The organism is Streptomyces sp. NPDC048269, assembly GCF_040652395.1.
Classification (GTDB): Bacteria; Actinomycetota; Actinomycetes; order Streptomycetales; family Streptomycetaceae; genus Streptomyces.
This window is the reverse complement of record NZ_JBEZLW010000038.1, coordinates 1-26,330: the sequence shown is the minus strand read 5'-3', so window position 1 is coordinate 26,330 and position 26,330 is coordinate 1. Positions and strand designations below refer to the sequence as shown.

The window sequence follows — 26,330 nt, the reverse complement described above, 5'->3', positions numbered from 1 at the left end:
TAATGCCTCTGCTGCTACTGTCGTACACCATGACTGCTGGTAGAGGCCTCCTTGAGGGAAAGTCGACTCTGATCACGGGCGCCAGCGCGGGTATCGGCTCTGCCGCCGCCCGCGTCTTCTGCCGTGAGGGGGCCGCCGTCACGCTGGTCGCCCGCCGGGAACCTCAGTTGGCCGAGCTCGCTGCGGAACTCGTGGCCGCGGGACACCGGGCCCAGTACGTCGTCGCCGACGTGACGGACCCCGCGGGCATGGCCCGCGCCGTCTCCGCCGCCGTCGAGACGTACGGAGCCCTCGACGCCGCCTTCAACAACGCGGGCGTCGGCGCGCATCCCGAGCCCATGCACCTGCTGGACGAGGACGTCTACGACTCCGTCATGGACACCAACGTGCGCGGCGTGTGGAACTGCATGCGCGCCCAGGTGAAGGCGATGCTCGGCCGCGGGGGCGCCATCGTCAACAACAGCAGCACCGGCGGGCTCGTCGCCACCCCCGTGTCCTCGGTCTACATCGCCTCGAAGCACGCGGTGATCGGCCTGACCAAGGCCGCCGCGGCCGAGTACGCCACCCACGGCATCCGCGTCAACGCCATCGCACCCGGCTCGACCCGCAGCGAAATGGTCGACGAATGGCTCGGCCAACAGCCCGCGATGGAAAAGGTGCTCCTCGACTCGGCGCTCCTCCCCCGGATCGCCGACCCCCACGAGATCGCGGAGGCCGCCGCCTGGCTGTGCAGCGACCGCGCCTCGTTCGTCGTCGGCGCCACCCTGACGGTCGACGGCGGCTGGACCACCCGCTAAGGGCTGTCCATTTGTGATCTCCCTACAAAGCGCAGGCGTGATTTGCGGCGTAGGTACCGCTCGTGAGCGGCTGTCTGCCCTGGCGAAGATGATCACGATCGGTGGCCAGGCCGGTCAGGACATCACGTACAGGGGAAGCACATGCACAGTGGATACTCGGTCTTCGCAGGGACGATGGCCGACCTCACCTACCCGCAGGTGGAGGCCGCGGCAGCCGCCGGCGCATGCGTCTTGTTGCCCACAGGTGTCATCGAGCAGCACGGCCCTCATCTTCCGCTGGGCACCGACGCCTACGGTGCCTACCAGCTGTGCCGGATGGTGAAGGACGAACTCGACCGGCACCAGGTACCGGCGCTGATCGCCCCACCTGTGTTCTGGGGCATCAATCAGGTTTCCGGTGCCTTCGCCGGGACGTTCCGCACCCGTCCCGAGACCGCGGCCGCGCTGCATTTCGACATCATGGAATCCCTCGCCACCGACGGGTTCCGGCACATCTTCGTGATCAACCATCAGGGCGACATCGCTCACAATCGGATGCTCCTCGACGTCGTGACGCGCCGACACGAGGAAGGCAGCACGGGGGTCGTCCTCATCGAGCCCGACTTCATCGCCGACCGCCTGGGCGAGGCGGCGAAGACACCCGCTCTGGCCACGTTCGCCATGCAACCGCTGTTCGAGGGCCTGGAACTGACGGGCGAACTCGGTGTCCATGCCGAAGAGATCGAGAGCGCGCTGATGATGCGCTGGTTCCCTGAGCTCGTCGACTACGACGCCATGACCCGACTTCGGCCGACGGGCCTCGGGCCGGCGGACCTGGCTGAATGGCGAAAGGGCGGCGAACACGCCCGCAGGGTGACGCCGCAGGGCTACTTCGGCGCACCCAGCCCCCGTGACCCCTTCCTGTGGCGCTTCCACCAGCGCATGGCATCGGCCATGGCCAACGCCGTGACCGGCTCCCTCACCGCTCAAGCAGGGGCCGCGCAGGGCGCATCCTCGGGGTCGCCCAGCTGACCAGGCGGCCGGCCCGCGTCGCCGTCCATCGAAGTGCATCGGCGACGCGACTCGACGAAGCTCCCTCGGGCCGGCACCGGACCCGCGGGCTGGACACCCGCCTTCAAGCCGCAGCGAGCACCGCCCGCAGGGTGGCTGCGTATGCCCTCGGGTGGGTGGAGTTGCCGTTGTGCCCGCCCGGGAACGTACGTATCGCGGTGTCCAGCAGGTCCGCCAGAGCGGTGGCGCACTGGTGGTCGAAGACGGTCGGAGCAGTGGTCGCGCCCAGCGCCGGCAGGATCCGGGTCGTGGTGCGGGTGAGCTCGGCCGGGTCGAGAGTGTCGTCGATCACCGCCGAGAAGTCGTGCTCGACGAAGTAGTCGAAGTTGGCGCGCCGCCGGTCGTCCAGGGGCTGGGGGGTGAGGCCGGGCTCCGCGTCCCGCCGGGAGAGGTCTATGCCGAGCACCCGGGCCATCTCCGGAAAGGCCGCGTCGAGTCCGCCCCTCCGGTAGGTGTCCTGGAGGGCGGCGAGTTCCGCCTCGTGGCGGCCGCGGGCGGCCTCGGGCAGCAGCCTCGGGGCGACCGGCTCGTGGGCGACCAGGGTGCGGACCTGCTCCGGGTGCCGGGCCGCCAGGTGGAGGCCTATGACAGCGCCCAGGCTGCAGCCGAGCGTCAAGACGGGCTCGTCCGTGACGGCGGCCAGCAGGTGGTGCACGTCCTCGGCGTGCTCGGCGAGTGTCGTGGTCCGCCCGGGATCGTCCGCCCGGCTCCGCGAGAGGCCGCGCCGGTCGTAGGTCAGGACGGTGTACGCGTCGGTGAGGTGCGGGACCAGGTCCACGGTGCGGTCCGCATCACCCTCGCCGCTCTGCGAGATGAGCAACAGCGGGCCGGATCCCTGGAGTCGGTAGTGCAGCGTCGCCCCGGGAACCGGGAGGGCGGCAGTGGTGATGACGGCGGCGGACATGGCGACTCCTTCGTACTGTCGGCGCGGCCCCTTCGTCCGCTGCTCTGCGACCAGCCTAATCCATCGAAACAGATACATCAAGAGAGATGTATCTCCGACGATATATCTGTGCTGATGTACCTTGTCGGGGTGGATGGCATCGAACTGTTCCTGCTCGGCCGGGCCCTGATGAAGCTCGGCGAAGAGGCCCTGCCCGAACCCCCGGGCGGCTCCGGCCAGTACGCCGGCAGCACCCGCGCCGTGGTGATCGTGGCAGGGGACATCGCCGCGCACCCGGACACCACCGTGGGCGAGACCGCCCAGCGCACGGGCCTGTCACAAAGTCAGGTCTCGGGCGCCGTCGCGCGCCTGCGCGAGGCCGGGTCCGTCGAGACGGCGCCCGACCCCGCCGACCGCCGCCGTACGCTGGTCCGCCAGGCCGCCGGGGTCTCCGCGCGCGTGGCCGCCGTACGGGCCGCCGGATCCTCCAAGGTCGAGGAGGCCCTCACACGCGTCCTCGGCGAGGCGGAGGCGGAGCGGCTGCCCGAGGTCACCGGGGCGTTGGAGGTACTCGCCCGCCACCTGGTACGCGACGGCCGCTGACGGTGGCCACCGGCCCGCGGAGGTCGGAGATCGGCCCGCCACCGGTCACAGTGGCGTCGGCCCGCCACCGGTCACAGCGGCCGTCGGACCACCGCCGATGAAAGCGGCCGCCGGACCGGAGCCACTGGCGGCGGCCAGACCACCGGCGGAGGCCACCAGACCACTGTCGGGGGCCACGGGACCGCCGCCGCTGACGGTGGCCGTCGGGGAAACGGCCCCGAAGGACACCAGATCCTCGGCGATGGCCCGGGCCACGGCCTCCTGCCTGCCGGTCAGGTAGAAGTGCCCGCCGGGAAAGCCACGGAAGGTGAACGCCCCCTCGGTCAGGTCCCGCCAGGCCATGGCTTCGGACGGGCTCACCCGCGGGTCCGACTCGCCGCTCAGCACGCTCACCGGAACGCGCAGCGCCGGCCCGGGCTCGTAGCGGTAGGTCTCGACGGCCCGGTAGTCCCCGCGCAGCGCCGGCAGGATCAGTTCCCGGAAACCCTCGTCGGCGAGCAGCCGCGGGTCGGTGCCGGCCAGCGCGGCGACCTGGGCGAGCAACGCCTCGTCGCCCCGCACGTGGTGGCGGTCCTCCTCGCGGTGGACCAGCGGGGAGCGCCGCCCGGACAGGATCAGCCCACCCAGCCCGCCCCCGACCGGCCCGTCCCCGACCGGCCCGTCCCCGACCCAGCCCGCACCCAGTTCCCCGTCCGCCTCCATCCGGCGCGCCAGCTCGAAGGCGAGCACCGCCCCCATGCTGTGCCCGAAGAGCACCAACGGCCGGTCCCTCCACGGCCGCAGCGCCCCCCACACGCCCTCGACCAGCGCGTCGACAGTGTCCGCCGCGGGCTCCCCCAGCCGGTCCTGACGGCCGGGTACTGCACGGTCAGCACCTCGGCGTACGCGGCGAGGGCCCGGGAGTACGGAAGGTAGAAGGAGGCGTTCCCACCCGCATGCGGCAGCAGCACCAGCACCGGGGCGTGCCCCTCCGGTGCGGGGTGGAAGCGCCGTATCCAGGGGTCGGGCCGGACGTCCGCGGCGGGGCCGCGCCGCGTCAACGTTCCTCCCCCTGCTCGTCCGCCAGCAGCAGCTTCTTCTGGGGCTTGCCCATGGCGTTGCGCGGCACGGCGGCGACGAAGCGGACCTCGCGCGGGCGCTTGTGCACCGACAGGTGCGCGGCGACGAAGTCGGTGAGCTCGGCGCCGGTGACCCCCTCGGCGACGACGAATGCGACGATCCGCTGGCCGAGGTCTGCGTCCGGGACGCCGACCACCGCCGCCTCGCTCACCTTGGGGTGGTCCAGCAGCGCGTTCTCGATCTCGCCCGCGCCGATCCGGTAGCCGCCCGACTTGATCATGTCGATGGAGGCACGGCCGACGATCCGGTGCACGCCGTCCGCCTCGTCGACGGCCGCGATGTCGCCCGTACGGAACCAGCCGTCCTCGGTGTACGCGGCGGCGGTGGCCTCCGGGCGGCCCAGGTACCCCGAGAACAACGTGGGGCCGGTGAGCTGGAGTTCCCCGATCTCGGCGCCCGGCTCGGCGGCGACGCGCGTACGGATGCCGGGCAGAGGTGTGCCGACCGTGCCGGGGCGGACCTCGCCGCCCGCGCGGCCGCTGATCGTGATCAGGGTCTCGGTCATCCCGTACCGCTCGACGGGCCGGTGCCCGGTGAGCCGTTCCAGGTCCCGGAAGACGGGGGCGGGCAGCGCGGCGCTCCCGGACACCAGCAGCCGGGCCCCGGAGAGCGCGGCGGCAGCCTCCGGCTCGCGGGCGATGCGGGACCACACGGTCGGCACCCCGAAGTACAGGCTGCCGCCGGCCTCGGCGTAGGCCCCGGGCGTGGGCCGGCCGGTGTGCACGAGGCGGCTGCCGGTGCGCAGGGCGCCGAGCACACCGAGCACGAGCCCGTGCACGTGGAACAGCGGCAGGCCGTGCACCAGGGTGTCCTCGGCGCTCCACTGCCAGGCCTCGGCCAGCGCGTCCAGGTCCGCGGCGATCGCCGCGCCGCTGAGCACCACGCCCTTGGGAGCGCCCGTGGTCCCGGACGTGTAGAGGATCAGCGCGGGTTCCTCGGGCGCCGCGGCCTTCCCCGGCCAGGCGGAGGAGCGCCGGGCGAAGTCCACCTCGAGCGGGGCCGCCCCGGAGTCCCGCAGGATGTGCTCGCGCTCGGCGGGCCCCGCGTCGGGCGGCAGCGGTACGCAGGGCACCCCGGCCAGCAGCCCGCCGACCACGGCGGCCACGGTCTCCAGGGAGGCCGTGGCGGTCACCGCGAAGGCGGGGGCCCCGGCGACGTCGGCCGCGACCGCGCCGGCCGCGCCGAGCAGGCCCTCGTAGGAAGTGGAACGGCCGGCGACGGTGACGGCGTCCGGCCGGTCCCCGTACACCCCGTCGAGCGCGGTCAGCATCGTTCGCCAGCTCCTTTTCCCGGATGGCCCGGAGGGCCCGGGCGGCCCGGACGGCCCGGGTGGCCCGTACACCCCGTACGTGCCCGTATGTGCCCACACATGCCCACACCTGCCCACACGACCTGCACGCTTCGGCCAGCCTACGACCGTTCTCCCCCTATGATCGGCGGGACTTGACGGTTCGCCGACTCCGGGGGGAGACCGACGTGGAAACGGCACGGTTCGTGTCCTTGCTCGCCGCGACCATCACCATGGGCCTGGTCAGCGGCCTCTTCTACGGGTTCTCCGTATCCGTGATGCCGGGCCTGCGGCGCACCGGCGACCGCACGGTCATCGAGGTGATGCAGCGCATCAACGTGGCCATCCTCAACGGATGGTTCCTGCTGGGCTACCTCGGCGCCCTCGTCTTCACCGGGCTGGCCCTGGGGCTGTCCGTCCCCTCCGGCGGCCGCGGGGCACTGCCCCAGCTGATCGGCGCGTTCGTCTGCTACGTAGTCGCGCTGGCGGTCACCGCCCGGGTGAACATCCCGCTGAACAACGCCCTGGAGAAGGCCGGCCCGGTCGACCGGATCCCCGATCCGGCCGCCGTCCGCACTGCCTTCGAGCGGCCTTGGGTGCGGGCCAACGTGTGGCGGACGGTGCTGTGCACGGTGGCGTTCGGCCTGCTCGCCTGGGCGCTGGTCCTGCACGGTCAGGGCCGGTAGGAAGAAGCGGCGGTAGCGCGCCCGTAGCGGACCAGGGTGCCGACGAGCGCGACGAGGGCAGCCGTGCAGAGCACGGTACGGAGGATGTTCGTGGTGACCCAGGTGGTCTTGAACTTCTCCACGATCGAGAAGTCCGTCATGTCCGCCACCGTCCCCGCACCCGCGAGTGCGTTGTTGAGCGGGATGTTCACGGTGAAGGTGATCACGAGGGCGGCCAGGTACGCCGAGGCGGCCACCGCCGCCCACAGGGCGGTCCCGCGCCGTCCCGCCCGGTACGCGACGACCGCCGACGCGACGGCGGCCGCCAGGGCGAGCACGAAGACCGCGCCGAAGAGGGGGTTCCCGTCGATGGCGGCGTTGAAGTTCCGCATCGCGGTGACGTAGGTCCGCTCGTCGCCGGCCGCCAGGCCCGGCATCACCGAGAGGTCGAAGGCGAGGAACAGACCGGCCATCAGGCCCACGAGGACCGTCGCGACGAGGACCAGGGTGGTGGCGAGCCGGGTGCTTCCGGCGGTCGGACTGGGGCTCATGCTGACGTGTCCTTGTCTGAGTTCGGGAAACGGGACGGTACGGACGGTCTTCGCGGGGCTCCGGACAGGACCTACGCTCACCACATGATCAGCCCATCTCTCCGCCTGGAAGCCGTCACCGCCGAAAACTTCGACGCGGTCTGTGCGGTACAGGTCCGCCCCGACCAGGGGCACCTCGTCTCCCCGGTGACGAAGTCCCTGGCCGAGGCGTACGTCCACGGCGAAGTCGCCTGGCCCCGGGCCGTCGTCGACGGTGACGAGGTCGTCGGTTTCGTCATGGCCTTCCTCGACATCGTCTGGGACCCGGCGAAGGACCCGGCCGGCCGGCGCTCCGGCATCTGGCGCCTGAACATCTCCGCCGGCCGGCAGTGCAAGGGCTACGGCCGCTTCGCGGTCGACGCGGTCGTCGCGGAGGTCCGCCGCCGCGGCCTCGGCCCGGCGTACGTCAGCTGGCACACCGGCGAGGGCAGCCCCGAGCCCTTCTACCTGGGCATGGGCTTCCGCCCCACCGGCGAACTCAGCGGCGACCAGCGGGTCGGCGTCCTGCCCCTGGACGCGCCGGCCGGGACGGGTACTAGGTGAGCACCACCGTGCGCGGCGGTCCCGCGGGCATCGCCGCGGCCGGCGCGGCCTCCCCCGAGCGGAACTGCCGGGGGCTGACGCCCCGTACCCGTTTGAAGGCCGTCGACAGGGCGAAGGCGCTGCTGTAGCCGACCCGCCGGGCCACCGTCTCGACGGTGGCGTCCGGCTCGCGCAGCAGGTCGGCGGCCAGGGCGAGCCGCCAGCCCGTCAGATAGCCCACCGGCGGCTCGCCGACGACCTCCGTGAAGCGCCGGGCCAGCGAGGCCCGGGAGACACCGACCCTCATGGCCAGTTCCTCCACCGTCCAGCCGTACGACGGGTCCTCGTGCAGCATCCGCAGTGCCGGGCCGACCACGGGATCGCCCTGCGCCCGGTGCCAGGCCGGGGCGCCCGAGCCCGGCGCCGCGAGCCAGGTGCGCAGCACGCCGATCAGCAGCAGGTCCAACAGCCGGTCCAGGACGACCTCCTGGCCCGGCTCGTCCCGGGACATCTCCGAGGCGAGCAGGGTGATGAGCGTGGTGTCCGCGGTCCCCGCCTGCCGGACCAGGATCGTGGGCAGCGCGCCCAGCAGCCGACGGCCCAGCTCGCTCGGCGCCTGGTAGGTGCCGCTCAGCATCACCGCGGACCCGGCGTCCTGGAAGGCCGCGCCCCAGGTACGGACGCCCAGCGCCATGGAGTCGCTGACGTCCACGCCTCCCTCCGTGCTGCACCGCTGGTCCGGCCCCACCGTGATCTGCACCGGAGTGTCCGTGGAGTCGGCGACCGTGTACGGCTCGGGCCCCCTTATGACGGCCACGTCCCCGGGCCTGATCCGCACCTGCTCCCCCACGTCGGGCAGCAGCCATGCCGAGCCGTGCACCATCGTCACCACCGACAGCGGGGCACGGTCCTCGATGCGCACGGCCCACGGCGGGTTGAGGACGGACTTGAGGAGGAAGGCGCTCCGGGCCTTTGGCCCTTCGAGGAGACCGGTCAGCGTGTCCATGCGTCCATCCTCCCCGTACCTTCCCCTTCTGCGTCAGGACCGCACGTCCCAGACGCCGGTCGCCGCCGCCTCGCGGGCGAAGTCGGCGAAGTCCCGGGGCGGGCGGCCCAGTACCTCCTCGACCCCGTGCACCAGGTGCGAGTTGCGCCCGTCGAGGATCAGGGTGAACAGCTCGGCGAAGTCCTCCGGCAGGTCGTTCTCGCGCAGCGCCGCGCGGTACTCCGCGTCCGAGACCGGGACGTACGCGATCTCGCGCCCGGTCACCTTCGACAGCTCGGCGGCGACCTCGGAGAAGCTGAGCAGACGCGGTCCGGACACCTCGTAGGTCCTGCCGATGTGCCGGTCGTCGGTCAGGGCGGCGACCACCACGTCGGCGACGTCATCGGTGTCGACGAAGGCCTCGACGGCGTCCGCCGTGGGCAGGGCGATCTCGCCGGCCAGTACGGGTTCCAGGAAGAAGCTCTCGTCGAAGTTCTGGTTGAACCAGCTGGACCTGACGACGGACCAGTCGGCGCCGGAGGCCTTCAGCTCATCCTCGCTGCGCCGCGCCGCCTCCTCGCCGCGTCCGGACAACAGCACCAGGCGGCGCGTTCCGGCCGCCACGGCGACCCGGGCGAAGGCGCCGACCTGCTCGGCGGCTCCGGGGAAGGCGAGGTCGGGGTAGTAGGTGACGTACACCCGGTCCACTCCCTCCAGTGCCGGGAGCCAGGTGGCGGGTTCGTTCCAGTCGAAGGGCGGCTCGCCGCTGCGGGATCCGACCCGCACCGGGCGGCCCTGTGCGCTCAGCTTCTCGGCGACGCGCCGGCCGGTCTTGCCGGTGCCCCCGATGACGAGGGTGGTCTGCGTGTGCGTGGGGTTCTTCGTCGTCTGCGTCATAGGCACAGTCAAGCTCCGCCGCACGAGACGGAACATAGCCGAAAAGCTCACTTACATACGCGCACGTCTCAGCACTCGCACCGTCTCCCCCAAGCCCGCCCCCGCCGCTGCCGGGCGACCCGACGACGGCTCACTTGCCGCTGGCCTCGGCGAGGGTGTGCGCGACGAGGGCGTTGGCGTGGCCGTGCCCCAGGCCGTGCTCGGTCTTGAGCCAGGAGACGAGCTCCATGTGCTTGGTCAGGGGGGAGGACCGGATGAGGTCCTTCCACTCCGCGATCGGGCGGCCGTACTTCTTCTCGATCGAAGGGAAGTAGCTGGCGGGGCCCTTCACCGGCTCGGTCATGTCGTCGTGTCCCGTCTCTGCGCGTGATCTCGTCCCGCTGCTTGCTGCTTGCTGCTTGCTGCTTGCTGCTTGCTGGTTACTGGTTACTGGGCTCTGCGTGAGGCTCTGGGTCAGCCTCAGGCGGAAGGCGTGGCCGGGGCGTACGCGTGGACCTGCGCACCGCTGCCGAGGTCGGTGGTCCCGACCAGCCGGAAGGTCTTGGCCGGAGAGTCCTCCCCGAAGAGCTTCTTGCCCTTCCCCACCACCACCGGAAGGGTCCACAGGCGCAGTTCGTCGATGAGGTCATCGGCGAGGAGGGCGTTGACGAGCTGTCCGCTGCCGTAGACCAGCAGGTCGCCGCCGTCCTGGCGCTTGAGGGCCGTGACCTCGTGGGCGAGGTCGCCCGTCAGGAACGTGGCGTTCCACTCGGGGGTGTCGAGGGTGCTGGTGGCAACGTACTTCGGCATCGCGTTCATCCGCTCGGTGCCGGCGTCGGCTCCCTCGGCGCGGGCGGTCCAGGCCGGCGCCATGCCTTCGTAGGTGACCCTGCCCAGGAGCAGGGCGTCGCTCGCGGCGAGCTGCTCACCCGCGAACTTCTCCGCTTCCCCGTTCCAGAACGGCATCGACCAGCTCGGGTCCTCGATGACGCCGTCGAGCGAGATGAACACGGAGGCGATGACCTTGCGCACGACGATTCCCCTTGTATGTGTACGGCGTCCACATCGGACGTTCCGCAGCCTAACCGAGAATGTGGACGGCGTCCACATAACTCTTCCCCACAGTCACAGGGGTAGACCCGGACCCCGCCCCGAACTCATCGCCCACCGCGAGGAGAAATGGGATGCTCCTCACCGGCGTCCATCACCACCTGGGTGTTCTGGCATGCCGTCAGCAGCCAGCGCCCGTCCGGCTCCCGGGTCATCACGTACAGCGGTGCGCCCTCACCGTGGTCGCCGTCCGCCCCGTGGTAGCGCTGGCGCACCTTGACCGCCGCCACGTCCGGCCGCAGGAACTGGGTGTGCAGCACCTCGTAGGTGACCTCGCCGTCCCAGCTCGCCGCCGGCAGCACCGCCCGCGTGAACTCGGCGATCGCGTCGAAGCCGATGAGGACCTTCCCGTGGGCGGTGGTCCACAGGGCGTCCGGGTGGAAGAGGGCGAGGAACCCCTCCGCGTCCTTGGTCTGCTGCGTGCGCTCGACGGTGGCGACGACCTGCGCGACCGCCTCGACCGCTGCGGCGGCTTCCGCCGTGAATTCGGTGTCCATGCGCCCGAGAGTGCTGCCTCAAGTATGGTTGAGGTCAAGCAATATGATCATATGGCGACATGACCACGAGGACTCTCTACCTGCTCTGCTCCGCCGCCCCGCCCGTCTTCGACGTGGCCCACGCGATCGAGGACGCCCAGGCCCGCGGCTGGGACGTGTGCCTGGGGCTCACCCCCACCGCGGCGCACTGGCTGTCCGGGAGCCTCGACGGCCTGGCCGCCCTGACCGGCCATCCCGTGCGCTGGCAGTACAAGCTGCCCGGCGAGCCCGACGTGTGGCCGCCGGCCGACGCCCTGCTCTTCGCCCCGGCCACCTTCAACTCGGTGAACGCCTGGGCCCTGGGCCTCACCGACCGGTTCGCCGTCGGCGTCGCCGCCGAGGCGATCGGCAAGGGCATCCCACTCGTCGCCGTGCCCTGCACCAATGCTGCCCTGGCCGCGCACCCCCAGTTCGAGCAGTCCCTCGCCGTCCTGCGCGGCGCGGGAGTCGAAGTCCTCTACGGCGAGGGCGGCTTCGTCCCCGGCCCGGCCGGCCAGGACGAGTCGCCGCACTTCCCCTGGCAGCTCGCCCTGGACGCCGTGAGCCGCGCGGGCACGCCCTCGGCCTAGCGAGCGGGACCTACTCCCCCGTCGTCCCGTCGATCGCCTCGCGCAACAGGTCCGCGTGCCCGTTGTGCCGGGCGTACTCCTCGATCATGTGGGCCAGGATGTAGTGCAGCGAGTACGGCTGGTCGCCGAAGTGCCCGGTCACGTCCAGGGACTCGGCGGCCTCGACGATCGTCCGCGAGCGCGCGCAGGTCTCCTCCCAGATCCTGAACGACTCCGCCGGATCCGCGTCGTCGACGTGGAACTCCGTCCACTCCCCGGTCTCGTTCTTCGGGAAGTAGCCGGGCACGTCCTCGCCGCCCAGGACGTTGCGGAACCACCCGCGTTCCACCTCCGCCAGATGCCGCACCAGCCCGAGCAGGCTCAACCCGGACGGCGCCACTGCCTTCCGCCTCAGCTGCTCGGCGGTCAGCCCCGCGCACTTCATCATCAGGGTGTCGCGCTGCCACTGCAGGATGCTGGTCAAGGTGGCACGCTCGTCGCCCACCAGTACGGGCCGGGTCCGCTGTTCATCGATCATCGGCTGATCATGCCGGACGCCGGCCCGCGGAACTCACCCGAGCTGCCGGAAGAACTCCCGTACGTCCCCCACCAGCAGCTCCGGCACCTCCATGGCGGGGAAGTGCCCGCCCCGGTCGTACGAGGTCCAGCGCACGACCCGGTCGGTACGCGCGGCCACGTGCCGCAGCGGGATGAAGTTGTCCCGCGGGAAGTCGGCGATGGCGGTCGGCGTCCGCGACACCTCGGGCGGCTGCCCGGCGTAGTCGGCGTGCGCCCGCTCGTAGTAGATCCGGGCGGCGGAACCGGCCGTCCCGGTCAGCCAGTACAGCATCACGTTGGTCAGCATCTGGTCCCGGTCGATCGGGCACCCGGGATCGCTCCACTCGGCGAACTTCTCCCCGATCCATGCCAGCAACCCGACGGGCGAGTCGTTCAGCCCGTACGCGAGGGTCTGCGGCCGGGTCGCCTGGATGTCGGCGTACCCCTGCCGCTCGCGCACCCACCCCCGGTACCGCTCCCAGGAGGCCAGCGTCCGCTCCCGCTCGGCGGGACTCAGCTCGGCCAGCTCCTCGGCACCCGGCTCGGCCGTGGCCCCGCCGCCCGGCAGCAGGTTCAGATGCACCCCGACCACGTTGCCGGGCCGCAACCGCCCCAGCTCCCTCGAGACGGCGGCCCCCCAGTCGCCGCCCTGGACCCCGTACGCCTCGTACCCGAGCCGTTCCATCAGCACCCCGAAGGCCCGCGCGACCCGCTTGAACTCCCAGCCCGCCTCGGTCGTCGGCCCGGACAGCCCGAAGCCGGGGATGCTCGGCAGCACCAGGTGGAAGGCATCGGCCGGATCACCGCCGTGCGCCCGCGGATCGGTGAGCGGACCCGCGACCCGCTGGAACTCCACGAAGGATCCCGGCCAGCCGTGGGTCATCAGCAACGGGGTGGCGTCCGGCTCGGGCGACCGCAGATGCGCGAAGTGCACCCGGGTCCCGTCGATGACGGTGGTGAACTGCGGCCATTCGTTCAGCCGCGCCTCGGCCGCACGCCAGTCGTACTGCTCGCGCCAATACCGTACGAGCTCCCGCACCTCCCCGAGCGGCATCCCGTACGCCCATCCCACCCCGGGCAGCTCATCGGGCCACCGCACCCGCCCCAGCCGCTCGTCGAGGTCGTCCAACTCCGCCTGCGCCACGTCGAGCCGAAACCCGCGCAGCCCTTCCCCAAGATCGCTCATAGACCGGCCATGCTAAGCCGCCCCCTTAACGCCGTTAACGCCGTTAAGCCCACCCCACAGACCCTCAACACCGTTAACGCCGTTAACGCCACCCCACCCACCGGACACTCCGCCCGCCCCTTAACGGTGTTAACGCCGTTAACGCCCCACCATCCGACGCCGTTAACGCGGCCACCGCCCGGCCCCCGCTCCCTCGACGGACTCGTCAACGCCGTTGACCCTGCCGCCGAGAACCAGCCCTCTCCCGAAGGAGCCGTGACCCTTAACGCCGTTAACGCCCACCCCACCCCACCCCACCCGCCAGCCCTACCGGACGACCGTTAACGCCGTTAACGCTGCCGCCCACACCACCGAGGCTGCCCTCGAAGACCGGAACCCGTTAACGGCGTTAACGGCGTTAACGCCGACCCGTCCACCGCGACTCCACCCGAACCACCCTTGACGCCGCCACCTGCGCCCCAACCCTCCCCCGAGGGACCCGGACCGTTAACGCCGTTAACGCTTCGCTCGCCCCGCCCCGAAGGACCCCGGCCGTTAACGCCGTTAAGCCTGCCGCCCAGGCCCCGCCCTCCCCCGCCGGACCAGGCACCGTTAACACCCCCAGGCCCCGCCCTCCGCCGGCGGACCAAGCACCGTTAACGCCGTTAAGCCTGCCGCCCCACGCCCCGCCCTCCCCCGAAGGGAGCTGGGAGCGTTAACGGCGTTAACGCCAACCCGCCCACCCCACGCTCCACCGTTAACGCCACTAGCCCTGCCGCCGGCCCCACCTCGGGCCCCGAAGGAGCCGGGACCGTTAACGCCGTTAACACTGCCGCCCACCCCCCGGTCCCCAAGGACCAGGGACCGTTAACGCCGTTAACGCCAACCGGCCGACCCCATGCTCACCTGCACACCACCGCTAACGCCGGTAGGACTACCGCCCACCCTTGGGCCCCGAAGACCAGGGACCGTCAATGCGGTTAACGCCACCTTTAACGCTGTCGCCCGCGCTCGTCCGTAAGGCCCAGGGCGTTAACGGCGTTAACGGCGTTAACGCCCCTACTCCCCACCCGCCCTCCGGGCGATCAGCAGCCCCAGCCCGTCCAGGATCCGCTCCAGCCCGAACTCCAGGGCCTGGTCCCGCCCCCCGTGCTCCGCCGCCGAGGCCAACGCGGCCCCGAGCGCCGGGTACTCCGCCCCGTGCATCCGCATCACCTCACCCAGCATCACCGCGAGCTGCGCATCGGGCCCCGCCCCCTCACCAACCCCGTCCCCGGTCCCGTCGCCGCCACCGGCACCCGCTGCCCGCTCCTGCTCCGCGATCCCCCGTACGTGCCCGGCCAGCAGCACGACCGCGTCCATCGCCTCCGCCCCGCTCAGCCCGCACCCTTCCAGCGCCGCGAGCGCCCGCTCCATCCAGCCCAGCTCCCGTGGCCCCATCACCCGTACCCCGACCGTCGCCTCCAACATCCACGGATGCCGCCGGAACCCCCCGAGCAACTCCCGCGCCCACGCCTCCAACCGCTCCCGCCACTCCCCACCGGACTCCGCCCCCGCACCGACCGCCGACGCCACAGGCAAAGACACCGCAGGCAACGGCATCGCCCCCTCCACCATCAACGCGACCAGCTCCGCCTTCCCCGGCACGTACCGGTACAGAGCCATCTTCGTGACCGCCAACTCCCCGGCCACCCGCTGCATCGACACCGCGCCCAGCCCTTCCGCGTCGGCGATCCCGATTCCCGCCAGAGCGATCCCCTCCAGCGTGAGTCCCCGCTTCGGCCCCCGCGCGGGAACGGCCGGCGGCCCCCACAACAACCGCACGGCCGCGCCCCACTGCTCACTCGTCATCGGAATCCCCTTGCGCTCGCGCCAAAACTGCGTCTACCGTACACGGTATTGCTTCAGTGTCCGCCGGACACAGTTACTTGAAGGAGCCCCATGTCCCAGCCCCAGCAGTCCCACCAGCCCGCGGCCAGCGCCCGCACCGTCCTCATCTCCGGCGCGAGCATCGCCGGCCCCGCCCTCGCCTACTGGCTCGGCCGCCACGGCTTCCGCCCCACCGTCGTCGAACTCTCCCCCGCCCTCCGACCCGGCGGCCAGGCCGTCGACTTCCGCGGCGAAACCCACCTCTCCGTACTCCAACGCATGGGCGTCCTCGAAGACCTCCGCCGCATCCAGACCGGCGGCTCCCCCATGACCTTCGTCGACGCCGACGGCAAGCAGCTGCTCCACCTCCCCGCCGAGTTCGCCGGCGGCGACGTCGAAGTCCTGCGCGGCGACCTCTCCCGCGTCCTCTACGAGGCTTCGCTCCCCTTCACCGAGTACGTCTTCGGGGATTCGGTGAGCTCCCTCACCGAGACCGCCACCGGCGTGGACGTCACCTTCCTCGACTCCCCGCCCCGCACCTTCGACCTCGTCATCGGCGCCGACGGCCTCCACTCCCACGTCCGCCGCCTCGCCTTCGGCCCGGAGTCCGACCACGTCACCCACCTCGGCCACTACGCCGCCACCTGGACCCTCCCCAACGACCTGGACCTCCGCCCCGGCACCGGTTCCATCGGCTACAACGCCCCCGGCCGCCTGGCCAGCGTCGGCGCCTCCCGCACCGACCCCACCCGGGCCGGAGCCTTCCTCGTCTTCGCGTCCCCCGAGCTCACGTACGACCGCCACGACCCCGAAGCCCACAAGGCGATCCTCAAGCGGGCCTTCGCGGGCCTCCCCTGGAAGGTCGACCACCTCCTCGCCTCCCTCACCAACGCCGACGACCTCTACTTCGACTCCATCAGCCGTGCCGACGTCCCCACCTGGTCCACCGGCCGGATCGCCCTCGTCGGCGACGCCGCCTGCGGCGCGACCATCGGCGGCATGGGCACCGGCACCGGGATCGTGGCCGCGTACGTCCTGGCGGGCGAGCTCTCCCGCTCGCCCCACGACCACCGGGCCGCCTTCACCCGCTACGAGTCCCTGCTCCGCACCTACGCCCAGGGCTGCCAGAAGAGCGGCGACCGTACGGGCCCCTTCCTCGCCCCGTCATCGAAGCTCGGCCTGCGCCTGCGCAACGGCTTGCTCAGCCGGCGCCGCGTCCTCGACTGGATGCTGAAGGCCGGAGCGGACGTCACCACGCTCTCCCTCCCCACCTACACGACCGCCCGCGAGAGCACCGGAGCCATGCGAACGACTCGCTGAAAAGAATCTTCCCGAGAGCGGTCACACTCCCGCCCGCTGCTCCGTCAGTGCAGTGAAGCCCCCCACCGGAGGCCCACATCAGAACCACCACCCAGGGAGATCACAGTGAACGCGCGCACCCCTGGGCCTGACCGGCGACGCCCGCCCCGCCAGGGGCCCCTTAACGGCGTTAACGGCGTTAAGGGCCCCCCACCATTAACGGCGTTAACGCCGTTAACGCCCCACGCCCTCCCCCAACCCACCAACCCACCCGACCCAAGAAAAAAGTACTGGTCGACTGGTTTTCTTCGCCGCCCGCCCACTAGATTGACCCCCCGCGGGACCAGCCCGCACACCGACCGACCAGGAGACGCACACGTGGCGAGGGTCAGGCAGGAACGGGCCGAGATCACCCGGCAGGCCATCCTGGACGGCGCGGCGATCGCCTTCGACCACGCCGGCTTCGGCGGCACCAGCCTCAGCGACGTGGTCAAGCACGCCGGAGTCACCAAGGGCGCCCTGTACTTCCACTTCCAGTCCAAGGAAGCCCTCGCCCGCACCCTGATGGACGAGCAGTTCCAGGTCTCCGAGGGCGTCCCCGCCATCGAGAACCCGGGGCTCCAGACGGTCATCGACCTCACCCACCAGATGGCGTTCGGGCTGCGCACCAACGTCCGCATCCGCGCCGGCATCCGCCTGGTCATCGAGTTCGGCTCCTTCACGAACCCCGACCCGACCCCGTACAACACCTGGATCGACACCTGCCACGGCTGCCTGACACCGGCCCAGGAACGCGGCGACGTACTCCCGTCGCTCGATGTGTACGACCTCTCCACCTTCCTGGTCGGCTCGTTCACCGGCATCCAGGTCACCTCGCACGTCCGCACCGGCCGCGACGACCTCCACACCCGGGTCATCGACCTCTGGAACCTCCTCCTCCCCGGGATCGTGCCCGCACACCGGATCCCCCACTTCGACCCGGCGGGCTCGCCCGAGTGCCGGGCCGAACTCGTTCTGCCCGCCTGACCGGCGCATCCAGGGCGGCCTCGAACACGCCGTGGCGAACCACGGGGGTGCTCGCTACGGCGTGTGCGAGGCCGCCCTGTCGCGTACCCGGAACCGGAAGCACGCCACTTCGTTAGCAAAACTCAAGCGTGGCGCCCACGCGCACCCCAGAACGTTAGTAAAGTCCCTCTCATGACTTCGCCCTCGTCTCAGAGCGACCGAGAGAAGGTCGTCTCCAAACTCCCCCCGTGGCTGCGCCAGGAGTTGAAAATCCGCACCGCCCAACTGCGGGTGGACATCCAGGACGCCGTCCACCAGGGGATCTCCCACTGGAGCGCGCTCGCCTCCGCCCCCTCCCCCGTCGACACCTCCGGCGCCGAATCGTTCTCCACCTGGCTGCCCGCCGGCCAGTGGGAGTCCTTCCGCACCGACTCCAAGGACCGCGGCGTCTCCCTCATCCAGGGACTCGCCCAGGCCGTCAGCCTCTGGCTGGAGATGAACCCGGCCCCCACCGTCAAGCGGCCCTCCGTCGTACGCCGCATCATCGTGTGCAACCAGAAGGGCGGAGTCGGCAAGACCGCCATCACCGCCGGCACGGCCGAGGCCCTCGCCGAGGACCCCTCGACCCTCCACCCCGTCCGCGTCGCCCGCCAACTGGCCCGCCTCACGTCGGACGAGGACCCCCAGCCGGATCCGGCATCCACCCCCCTGGACCTGGAAGACCTCCCGGGCCTGGGCATGCGCGTCCTGCTGATCGACTTCGACCCCCAGGGCCATCTCACCAAGCAGCTCGGCCAGCAGCCGCTCCCGATCGGCGGCGACAGCCTCACCTGCCACATGGCCGGCGAGGCCAAGGGCCCGCTCTCCGACCTGATCGTCCCCATCACGGACGAGCGCTTCGGCGACCGGCTGCACATCCTGCCCGCCTGCACGGACGCCTTCCTCCTCGACGTCCGCCTCTCCACCGTCCGCGCCCGCGAGGCCGCGCTCGAACGCGCCCTGGCCCCCATCGAGTCCGACTACGACGTCATCCTCGTCGACTGCCCCCCGAGCCTCGGCCTGAGCATGGACGCGGCCATCTACTACGGCCGCCGCCGCGACACCGAACAGCCGGGCGCCTCCGGCGCGCTGATCGTCGTACAGGCGGAGGACTCCTCGGCGGACGCCTACGACCTCCTCACCTCCCAGATCAACGACCTGCGCGACGACCTCAGCCTCGACATCGACTACCTCGGCCTCGTCGTCAACCTCTACGACGGCCGCCGCGGCTACATCGCGACCTCCTCCCTCCAGGCCTGGATGGACATAAAGGATCCCCGGGTCGTCGCCGTCGTCCCCGACCTCAAGGAACAGCGCGAAGCGGTCCGCGTGAAGCAACCCCTCTTCGTCTACGCCCCCAAGGGCGACCAAGCCGTCGCCCTGCGCGCCCTCGCCCGGGAGATCTCATGAGCAGCAAGGCCGACAAGCTCGGCGTCTCGGCATCCTTCGCCCGGGCCCAGCCGGCGGGCGTCAGCTCCCGCCGCGCGGCGATCGCGGAGGCCACCGGCGCGCCCACTTCCGGAGTGGTGCCCCCTTCCGAAGTCCCCATCGACGCCCTGGCCCACAACCCGTTCAACCTCCGCGAGGACCTCACAGAACTCGAAGAACTGGCGGCATCCCTCACCGCCCGGGGCCAGCTCCAACCCCTCGCGGTCGCCACCCGCATGGCCTTCATGGAGGCCCACCCAGGCACCACCGACGGCCTCGGCCGCGCCCCGTATGTCGTGATCGACGGAAACCGCCGCCTGGCGGCAGCCCATCTGGCAGGCCTGAAAACCATCCAGATCCACGTCAACGACTCCCTCTCCACCTCCGCGGCGGACATCCTCGAATCGGCCCTGATCGCCAACGTCCACCGCGTCGACGTGGCCCCCATGGACCAGGCCCGCGCCCTCCAGGAACTCGTCGACGTCCACGGCTCCCAGGCCCAGGTCGCCAAGCGCCTCGGCAAGACGGCGGCGTGGGTCTCCCAGCGCCTGACCCTCCTGAACCTCACCCCCACCCTTCAGGAAAAGGTGGAGACGGGCGAGCTCAAGGTCGAACCGGCCCGCCGCATCGGCCGCCTCCCCCAGGAGGTCCAGCAGGCTGCGGCGGACGAAACCATTAACGCCGTTAATCCCCCCCGCCAACGCACTGCGCCGGCCAACACCGTTAACGCCGTTAACCCCCCGCCCTCCCCTTCCCCCACTCCTTCCCCCACTCCTTCCCCCACTCCTTCCCCCACTCCTTCCCCCACTCCTTCCCCCACTCCTTCCCCCACTCCTTCCCCCACTCCCTCCCCCTCCCCCTCCCCCCGGATCACGATCTCCACGATCTCCCCGGAAACGATCGCGGACGCCCTCACCGCGCACCTCACCCCGGACGACCTCAAGGCCGTCACGGAACTCCTCATGCTGCGCATCTGAGCTGGGCATCTGAGGCACCACCCACGCCGGGGGCGCTGACGGCATTAACGCCGTTAACGCCCCCACGTGCGTTTCAGGTGCGTTCAACGGTGCGATTCGCATAGGCTCCCGGTGGAGGTACCGATGCCGAACAACCGAAACACCCGCCCCGACACCAACGAGCAGGAGGGCCTCTTCGCAGCGGTCGACGCCCTGCTCGAAGAGGCCGCCCAGGACCCGCTCCCCCACCCGGACGAGCGCAAGCGCCTGCGCGAGGCCGCCGGCTTGAGCCAGGACCAGATCGCCAAGGCCCTGGCGGTCCGCCGCGAAACGGTCACCTCCTGGGAAACCGGCCGGACCTCCCCCCGTCCCCCCAAACGCGCGGCCTACGCCCGCCTCCTGGAGGGCCTCTCCACCCTCCACCCCGTTAACGGCGTTAACGCCGTTAACGCCGCGCTCCCCGCCGAAGGCCCAGGGCCTCTCGGCGGCACGCCCGCATCTCCAACTCCCACGGCAGCCGAGACGCAGCCCCACCCCACCTCCGCAGCCCGCGCCGAAGGCGCAGTGCAGCCCACCCCTGAGACCCCCGCACTCACCCCCCGACCGAGCCCCGGGGCGCAGTCCCAGGCCTCAACGCCTGACCCCACGGCCCGCGCCGAAGGCGCAGGCCCCACCCGCGAGCCCGTGTCCCCCACCCCCACCCCCCACCCTGATCCCGCAACACAGCCCAAGGTCCAGGAAGCACCGGGCAGCGGAACAACCCCGCAGGCCCCCGCCTCCGGCACGCCCCAATCCCCGACGCCGCCCCCGGCAACGCCCACCAACGACACCGAGCCCGTGCCCCCCACCCCCATCCCCCACGCGGGGCCTGGGGCAGAGCCCCAGTTTCGGGAAGGAGCGGGTAGGGGATCAGCGCCGCAGGCCCCCACCCGCACCCCCGCACCCCGCGCCCGCACCACACCCCCCACCCCCCGCCGGGGCCCTGGGGCAACACCCCAGCCCCCCACAGCGAGCCCCCGCCCGGCAGGAAACGGCCCCCTCACCGTCCTGGACGGCACCGGCCACGCCCACACCGCCGGCGGCCAGATCCTCGACCACCCCACCACCGGCGGCCTCCCCGCCCTCGTCACCTGGGCCCTCGGCCCCGACGCCGACCTCCGCTCCCCCCGCCTCCACCGCAACGGCAAGGACGGCGACCCCCTCCTCGTGCTCACCGCTGCCGCCACCGAGGCCTTCGGCCTGCCCCTCACCCTCGAAGACCGCCGCGCCCTCCGCCTCCCTGACAACCACCCGGCCCTCAAGCAGCTCGCCAAGAGCAAGTGGCAGCTCACCCGCCGCGGCTTCGGCCCCTGGGCCCGCATCTACCGGCCCGCCACCCCCACCACCGGCCGCCAGTGCGTCCAGCTCGCGATCCTCCCCTGGGGCGCCCTCGACCCGCGCGCCTGGGGCGAGGACACCCCCGACCTCCCGGCCCCCGAACTCGCCGAGCTGCTCACCACCTACGCCACCCGCGTCCTCACCCCCCGCGGCTCGACGGCAGTGACCGGCCTCGAACTCATGACGGCCCTCCGTCCCCCCACCCGTGCCGCCCGCAACCCCGAGACCAACACCTGGGAATCGGCCCCGGTCCCCGGCTCCCTCACCCGCCCCGTCGACCCGGCTCCCCCGGAGGCCCCCGACGAGCACCCCGTGGTCGCATCCCTCTACCCCCGCTCCCACCAGCGCACCCCGGACCAGGTCCTCGACGAAGAGGCCTACGACTGGATCCGCGACCCGGAGCTCCTCACCGACGCCGAGTGCACCCGCACCCACGCCGTCGGCATCGACGTCAACATGGCCTTCGCCGCCGCCGCGAACCGCCTCACCGTCGGCCTCGGCCCCGCCACCCACACCAAAAGCCCCCGCTTCGACCCGACGACCCCCGGCTGCTGGCTGGCGGACCTCTCCGCGATCTCCCTCGATCCCCGCCTCCCCAGCCCCTTCACCCCCCACGGCAAGCCCCCGACCGGACCCGCCTGGTACGCCACCCCGACCCTCGCCTACGCTCAGGAACTCGGCCACGAGGTCCACCCCACCGAGGCCTGGCTCCGCCCCGAGTGCGGCCCGTACCTCGACGCCTGGTACACCCGCCTCCGCGACGCCTACATGGCCACGATGGCGGACCTCGGCGTCACCTCGGCCATGCCCGAACCCGAGTTCCTCAAGGCGATGACGACACACAAACAGGACGCCCCCATCCCCACAGCGGTCCTCTCGGCGATCAAGTCAACCGTCAAGGGCGGCATCGGCAAGCTCCGCGAACGCCCCCAGGGCGCCGGCTACCGCCCCGGCGAGCGCTGGCCCGCCCTCGAACGCCCCACCTGGCGCCCCGACATCCGCGCCGCCGTCATCTCCACGGCCCGCGTGAACATGCACCGCAAGATGAACAAGCTCGCCACCACAGCGGATCTGCACCCCATCGCGGTCCTCTCCGACTGCGCGGTGTACCTCTCCGACGGCCCCAGCCCCCTCGACTTCCTCCCGCGCACCCCCGACGGAAAGCCCCTCCCCGGCGGCTTCCGCCTCGGCGTCAGCCCGGGCATGGTCAAGCACGAGGGCACCCAGCCCCTCCTCTGGGCCGTCGGAATGCTCGACGAGGGCCTCAACCCCGCCCGCCACATCAAGGGCCACGACGCAGCGGCAGACGGCGAGTAACACATGTCCGACATCTCCGACAGCCTGACCAAGGCCGACGAACAGCACTTCACCCGCCCGATCCCCAAGTCGGCGGGTGCCCAGATGCGCTTCCTCGTCAAGCAGCTCAAGTCGACGAAAGCCGTGGCGGCGACGCTCGGCATCTCCCAACGCACCGTCGAGCGCTACGTCAAGAACCAGATCAAGCAGCCCAAGCCCGAACTCGCCGCCCGCCTGGAGGCCGAGGTGCGCCGCCGCTGGCAGCCCCTGGTCCGCAAGCGCGCCCGCGACAGGGCGGCCAGGACCACCGGTCTGGTCATCGAGACCCGCGCCCGCTTCGGCTTCACCGCGGCCCCCGGCACGACCGACGACGGCCGCATGCGCCGCATCACCCAGCACCTCCCCCCGGAGTACGCGGGCCGCCTCTTCGCCGCCCAGGAAGCCGGCGCCGCCGAGTCCCGACTCCGGCAGATCGCGGCCGAAGCCCTCCAAGAGATCTACTTCAAAGACAACGGCGCCCGTGCCACGAGCCTCCTGGTCGAGTTCACGGACATCGACTACGTGGACTTCGCCTTCTAGAGGACGCAGCGGAAACACCAGCCAACGACCCTCCCCAGCCCCTCAACGGCCCCTCCAGGCCCCGCAAACCCCAAAAGGGTCCCGGGACACCCCGGGACCCTCAATTACCCCTCACAAGCCGGCTGAGGCGCCTCACCCCACGGCGTGCAACGTCCTCCGCCGCTTCGACTCCGCGGCCTTCTTCGCCGCGGCCTGCGCGGCCCGCTTCTTCCGCTGCTCGGCCAGCTGGTCCTGATACGCCGCCACCGCCTGGTGGTAGCTGGCGACATACCCCCGCGCGTCGAGCCGCTCCTCCGCCGCCATGTCGTTCACGGCGGCGACAGCGTCCTCGAAGGAGTTGTACCCGGCCAGCATCGGGTTGATCTGGTACACCCCGTTGCGGACCTTCCGCACCAGCTTCGCGAGCTCCAGACTCCGCAGGGCGGCGTTGACACTCGGCCGGCTCAGCTCCAGCAGCCCACCCACGGTGGCCTGGTCGATGAGGATCCGCCCGCCCGGCTCGCTCAGCGAACGCAGCTTCAGCAGCACACGGTAGGCCGCAGGCGGAAGGTCAAGGTCGGAGAGAAGCCCGTCGGCGTTGACCGCAGCGAATCGCAAGGTGCTCACTGAGCTGTCCCTTCTTCCGTGCGCTTCGCCCGGCTCAGCCGACGCGCAGCGCGCTCTTTGGCCCGTTCGGCCCGCAGTTCCTCGATGGCCTGCCGCATGTGGTCCAGCGACGGGAACCGCACCAGGTCGGGCAGGCTCGTATCGCTGCGGATCTGCGAGATGGTGCTGTGCTGCTCCACCTTCACGAACTCACCCGTCATCTCCGTCCCCGGGATGAACTCGGCCACCCGGTAACTGTAGGGCGGGTTGAACTGGTACACACCCCGCCGCACCTTGAAGACGATCCCATGAGACATGACGGTGTGCAGTGCCTCCGACGTCTTTGTCCGGCTGACGTCCAGGATGGTAGCCATCTCCTCCTGCGTAAGAGGAATCCGCCCCCCCGCTCGCTGGCATGCGATGAGCAGCAGGATCAGCCTCAGCGGCAAGGCTTCCCGGAAGTACTGGGCAATAACCAGGAAGAACTCGAGGCTGTCCATCGAGAACGCATTCGGCTGATTCTGCGTCCCGTAGAACTCCAGCGGCTTGCGCTCGCCGTCCAGCGTCAGCTTCCGGCTCGGGTACCGCTTCGCCAGGCTGTCCAGGTCCTTGACCGGAGCCAGCGGCTGACTCCACGCCGAGATCGCATCATCAACGGGGAGATCAGGACGCGGCGCACCCGCCGGACTCCGCCGACGCCACTGTGGCTCTGATGACACGAGGCTGCTCTCCACTTCGTTGATCTGCAGGGAGAGTATGTCAACAAGGGTGACACAAGTGTCACGCTCGTTGACGTTCGGCGTGTCTTATGTCCCCCCAGCAGGGACACATCTCGGCCACCGCCTCCGCGTCGGCTTCACGCCACCCTCCCCCCAACCCCTCCCAGCCCTCCAGCAGTTCGCCGACACATCCCCCGCAAAACGTCAGCCACCCCGACGTTTTGGCCCAAATACCGTCAGTCTCGCTGACGTTTTACACGCGTTCTGTCCCCCTAGCAGCGACACATCCCCCGAGTTATGTCCCTCCTGAAGGGACATAACTTTCCCCCCGAACCCCCCCTGACCTGCGGCAACGCATCTCCGTACCTTATATAGGCCCGTCTCCTGCCGCGCTGCGCGAACTGAACGCCGCCTCCAACCCGTCCCCCGGCCCCACTCCCTGACCCCCCATCACCCCAAAAAGCACCCACCCCACTCCCAACCCACCCCCCAACACCCCATGCAATCTGACCGATTCCCATCCTTATCCACACCCCACTTTGAAGCACGAGCGCTCCCCACCCCTTAACGCCGTTAACGCCGTTAACGCCGTTAACGCCGTTAACAACCCCAGCCCCCAAGCCCCCCTCTCCCTCCAAACAGCCCTCTCAAAGCCACCAGCCCCTGTCAGCCCCAGCTCTCTCAAGTGAGTCCCCACCGTCGACCCGAAAGACCACCACCCAAGACAGACGCTGGGCAACAGGACCCGAACGTCCTGGGTCGGCATTCAGGTCCTAGTCACTACGTGAAGTGATGTGGCTGCCAACTACAGTGCAAGGCTCAACCCCGAAGTCGTCATGGCCACTCAGAACGTTGCCCTTCACCCGCAGCAGCACGGCCGGTGAAGCGAAGCGGAACCGCCTGACCGTAGAGAGGCGGAAGACTACGGCTAGAAGGTTTTGACCCTGGTCTGCGGAAGCCGGGGCGTCGAGTGGAGCAAGATGGTTTGTCGGCCCGGCGAGCAGCATTACAGGACCCGCAGCGAAGCGGAGGGCTTCTCGCTGGAAGCAGGACAGCCCAGCGAAGCTGGGCTGTCCTGCTTCCTCGACCCGCAGCCCCGAGGCTGTCAGTGCGAGGCGGTTCGAGTGGTCCGTAGCGAAGCGAAGGACACCCACTTGCTGGCCGCCTCGACTAGAGGAACGCAGGGCCCGACAGCCAGCTTTCCTACTGCTGCCAGCTTGGTCCGGGGAGCGGGCCGTGGTCCTGGAGGCAGAGCCGGAAGGACCCCTGAGTGGGGGAACGGAGCAGACCCGCCCAACGGGCCGGAGGCCCGGACCCCGTGAAACGGGTCACCTCCCGCGCTCCGCGCGGGAGGTCTGGGGCCTGCGCAGCAGGCCCGCTCTGGTGGAGCGCAGCGGAACCAGAGCCAGTCCGGAGCGAAGCGCAGGACTCCGGCCCGAAGGGCCGACCGTAGCTCGGAACGAAGCGGAGAGCCGGGGCCCTTCGGGCCGAAGGCCTGGCTCTGGCTCGGCAAAGCCGAGCCCCGCCGAGCGAAGCGAGGCGTTTCACTGCTCCGGAGCGAAGCGGAGGAGCCAGGCTCCGAAGGAGCCTCCGGCCGAGCGCAGCGAGGCGGCTCCTCTCCTGAGCGCGCAGCGCTCAGGAGAGGACGGACGCCCCAACAGGCCGAAGGCCTGGACCCCGTAAAACGGGGTCACCTCCTGCACTCCGCGCGGGAGCCCATGGGCCCGCGCAGCGGGCCCCGCCCGGGTGGAGCGCAGCGGAACCCGGGCAGTCCGAAGCGAAGCGCAGGACCCCGGCCGAAGGCCGGCCTTGCTCGGCAAAGCCGCGGCAAGGCGGCTGCCGCGAAGCGGTGCCGCGCCGGCGGGGGCCGGGGGCGCGGAACC

26 protein-coding genes are annotated in these 26,330 nt (G+C 71.0%); 12 read left to right on the top strand and 14 right to left on the bottom strand.

The genetic code is table 11. The features are described from left to right. Positions 1-29: 29 nt before the first annotated feature. Both AB0D48_RS29210 and AB0D48_RS29205 read left to right on the top strand, forming a co-directional pair. Positions 30-797 (top strand): glucose 1-dehydrogenase, encoded by a 768-nt coding sequence (locus AB0D48_RS29210; protein ID WP_362403374.1) that lies wholly within the window; start codon positions 30-32, stop codon positions 795-797. Between the two features lie 174 nt (positions 798-971). Next, on the top strand, positions 972-1,808 hold the full coding sequence (locus AB0D48_RS29205; protein ID WP_362403371.1) for a creatininase family protein: 837 nt from the start codon (positions 972-974) through the stop codon (positions 1,806-1,808). Between the two features lie 103 nt (positions 1,809-1,911). Here AB0D48_RS29205 and AB0D48_RS29200 read toward each other — a convergent pair whose 3' ends face one another. Beyond that, positions 1,912-2,751, bottom strand: a complete 840-nt coding sequence (locus AB0D48_RS29200) for an alpha/beta hydrolase (RefSeq protein ID WP_362403368.1) — start codon at positions 2,749-2,751, stop codon at positions 1,912-1,914. A gap of 168 nt (positions 2,752-2,919) precedes the next feature. Between AB0D48_RS29200 and AB0D48_RS29195 the strand changes: the two genes are divergently transcribed. Further along, complete coding sequence (locus AB0D48_RS29195) at positions 2,920-3,333, top strand: helix-turn-helix domain-containing protein (protein ID WP_362403462.1); 414 nt, start codon at positions 2,920-2,922, stop codon at positions 3,331-3,333. Positions 3,334-3,378: 45 nt separating this feature from the next. Here the strand turns inward: AB0D48_RS29195 and AB0D48_RS29190 are convergent, their stop codons facing one another. Then, positions 3,379-4,140 (bottom strand): alpha/beta fold hydrolase, encoded by a 762-nt coding sequence (locus tag AB0D48_RS29190; protein WP_362403460.1) that lies wholly within the window; start codon positions 4,138-4,140, stop codon positions 3,379-3,381. Positions 4,141-4,369: 229 nt separating this feature from the next. Continuing rightward, positions 4,370-5,722: an AMP-binding protein gene (locus AB0D48_RS29185; RefSeq protein ID WP_362403365.1), complete on the bottom strand. Its 1,353-nt coding sequence runs from the start codon at positions 5,720-5,722 to the stop codon at positions 4,370-4,372. Between the two features lie 206 nt (positions 5,723-5,928). On the opposite strand from AB0D48_RS29185, the gene AB0D48_RS29180 reads away from it, so the two are divergent. Beyond that, complete coding sequence (locus AB0D48_RS29180) at positions 5,929-6,426, top strand: anthrone oxygenase family protein (protein ID WP_362403362.1); 498 nt, start codon at positions 5,929-5,931, stop codon at positions 6,424-6,426. Here the strand turns inward: AB0D48_RS29180 and AB0D48_RS29175 are convergent. Continuing rightward, a complete protein-coding gene (locus AB0D48_RS29175) occupies positions 6,414-6,956 on the bottom strand; it encodes an anthrone oxygenase family protein (protein WP_362403359.1) in 543 nt (180 codons plus the stop codon). The genes AB0D48_RS29180 and AB0D48_RS29175 overlap by 13 nt on opposite strands. A gap of 84 nt (positions 6,957-7,040) precedes the next feature. On the opposite strand from AB0D48_RS29175, the gene AB0D48_RS29170 reads away from it, so the two are divergent. Further along, on the top strand, positions 7,041-7,538 hold the full coding sequence (locus tag AB0D48_RS29170) for a GNAT family N-acetyltransferase (protein WP_362403356.1): 498 nt from the start codon (positions 7,041-7,043) through the stop codon (positions 7,536-7,538). Here the strand turns inward: AB0D48_RS29170 and AB0D48_RS29165 are convergent. The 5 genes from AB0D48_RS29165 to AB0D48_RS29145 all read right to left on the bottom strand — a co-directional run bounded on the left by AB0D48_RS29165 (position 7,531) and on the right by AB0D48_RS29145 (position 10,985). After that, complete coding sequence (locus AB0D48_RS29165) at positions 7,531-8,523, bottom strand: AraC family transcriptional regulator (RefSeq protein WP_362403353.1); 993 nt, start codon at positions 8,521-8,523, stop codon at positions 7,531-7,533. The genes AB0D48_RS29170 and AB0D48_RS29165 overlap by 8 nt on opposite strands. A 33-nt stretch (positions 8,524-8,556) precedes the next feature. Then, the gene (locus tag AB0D48_RS29160) at positions 8,557-9,399 is read right to left on the bottom strand and encodes an NAD(P)H-binding protein (RefSeq protein WP_362403350.1); all 843 of its coding nucleotides are present in this window, start codon (positions 9,397-9,399) and stop codon (positions 8,557-8,559) included. Positions 9,400-9,529: 130 nt separating this feature from the next. After that, positions 9,530-9,742, bottom strand: a complete 213-nt coding sequence (locus tag AB0D48_RS29155) for a DUF4287 domain-containing protein (protein WP_362403347.1) — start codon at positions 9,740-9,742, stop codon at positions 9,530-9,532. 116 nt (positions 9,743-9,858) lie between these two features. Beyond that, the gene (locus AB0D48_RS29150) at positions 9,859-10,410 is read right to left on the bottom strand and encodes a dihydrofolate reductase family protein (RefSeq protein WP_362403344.1); all 552 of its coding nucleotides are present in this window, start codon (positions 10,408-10,410) and stop codon (positions 9,859-9,861) included. A 125-nt stretch (positions 10,411-10,535) separates the two neighbouring features. Next, complete coding sequence (locus AB0D48_RS29145; protein ID WP_362403341.1) at positions 10,536-10,985, bottom strand: SgcJ/EcaC family oxidoreductase; 450 nt, start codon at positions 10,983-10,985, stop codon at positions 10,536-10,538. 59 nt (positions 10,986-11,044) lie between these two features. On the opposite strand from AB0D48_RS29145, the gene AB0D48_RS29140 reads away from it, so the two are divergent. Further along, positions 11,045-11,593 carry a flavoprotein gene (locus AB0D48_RS29140; protein WP_362403338.1) on the top strand — a complete coding sequence of 183 codons (549 nt, stop codon included), beginning with the start codon at positions 11,045-11,047 and terminating at the stop codon, positions 11,591-11,593. 10 nt (positions 11,594-11,603) lie between these two features. Here the strand turns inward: AB0D48_RS29140 and AB0D48_RS29135 are convergent, their stop codons facing one another. The 3 genes from AB0D48_RS29135 to AB0D48_RS29125 form a co-directional block, all read right to left on the bottom strand. Continuing rightward, positions 11,604-12,110, bottom strand: coding sequence for a DinB family protein (locus tag AB0D48_RS29135; protein WP_362403335.1), 507 nt, complete (start codon positions 12,108-12,110; stop codon positions 11,604-11,606). Between the two features lie 33 nt (positions 12,111-12,143). Next, the gene (locus AB0D48_RS29130; RefSeq protein WP_362403332.1) at positions 12,144-13,316 is read right to left on the bottom strand and encodes an epoxide hydrolase family protein; all 1,173 of its coding nucleotides are present in this window, start codon (positions 13,314-13,316) and stop codon (positions 12,144-12,146) included. Positions 13,317-14,354: 1,038 nt separating this feature from the next. Further along, the gene (locus tag AB0D48_RS29125; RefSeq protein ID WP_362403329.1) at positions 14,355-15,146 is read right to left on the bottom strand and encodes a TetR/AcrR family transcriptional regulator C-terminal domain-containing protein; all 792 of its coding nucleotides are present in this window, start codon (positions 15,144-15,146) and stop codon (positions 14,355-14,357) included. A gap of 90 nt (positions 15,147-15,236) precedes the next feature. On the opposite strand from AB0D48_RS29125, the gene AB0D48_RS29120 reads away from it, so the two are divergent. The 6 genes from AB0D48_RS29120 (at position 15,237) to AB0D48_RS29095 (ending at position 23,143) form a co-directional block, all read left to right on the top strand. Continuing rightward, positions 15,237-16,484 carry an FAD-dependent monooxygenase gene (locus AB0D48_RS29120; RefSeq protein ID WP_362403326.1) on the top strand — a complete coding sequence of 416 codons (1,248 nt, stop codon included), beginning with the start codon at positions 15,237-15,239 and terminating at the stop codon, positions 16,482-16,484. A 357-nt stretch (positions 16,485-16,841) separates the two neighbouring features. Next, positions 16,842-17,489, top strand: a complete 648-nt coding sequence (locus AB0D48_RS29115; RefSeq protein ID WP_362403323.1) for a ScbR family autoregulator-binding transcription factor — start codon at positions 16,842-16,844, stop codon at positions 17,487-17,489. Between the two features lie 171 nt (positions 17,490-17,660). Then, positions 17,661-18,917, top strand: coding sequence for a ParA family protein (locus AB0D48_RS29110; protein ID WP_362403320.1), 1,257 nt, complete (start codon positions 17,661-17,663; stop codon positions 18,915-18,917). Continuing rightward, positions 18,914-19,912 carry a ParB/RepB/Spo0J family partition protein gene (locus AB0D48_RS29105; protein ID WP_362403316.1) on the top strand — a complete coding sequence of 333 codons (999 nt, stop codon included), beginning with the start codon at positions 18,914-18,916 and terminating at the stop codon, positions 19,910-19,912. Before AB0D48_RS29110 ends, AB0D48_RS29105 begins: the two co-directional genes overlap by 4 nt. Before the next feature lie 123 nt (positions 19,913-20,035). Next, a complete protein-coding gene (locus AB0D48_RS29100) occupies positions 20,036-22,585 on the top strand; it encodes a helix-turn-helix domain-containing protein (RefSeq protein ID WP_362403313.1) in 2,550 nt (849 codons plus the stop codon). A gap of 3 nt (positions 22,586-22,588) precedes the next feature. Continuing rightward, complete coding sequence (locus tag AB0D48_RS29095; RefSeq protein WP_362403310.1) at positions 22,589-23,143, top strand: XRE family transcriptional regulator; 555 nt, start codon at positions 22,589-22,591, stop codon at positions 23,141-23,143. Between the two features lie 132 nt (positions 23,144-23,275). Here the strand turns inward: AB0D48_RS29095 and AB0D48_RS29090 are convergent, their stop codons facing one another. Further along, a complete protein-coding gene (locus AB0D48_RS29090; RefSeq protein ID WP_362403307.1) occupies positions 23,276-23,749 on the bottom strand; it encodes a MarR family transcriptional regulator in 474 nt (157 codons plus the stop codon). Next, complete coding sequence (locus AB0D48_RS29085; protein WP_362403304.1) at positions 23,746-24,462, bottom strand: hypothetical protein; 717 nt, start codon at positions 24,460-24,462, stop codon at positions 23,746-23,748. Before AB0D48_RS29085 ends, AB0D48_RS29090 begins: the two co-directional genes overlap by 4 nt. Positions 24,463-26,330: the final 1,868 nt, after the last annotated feature.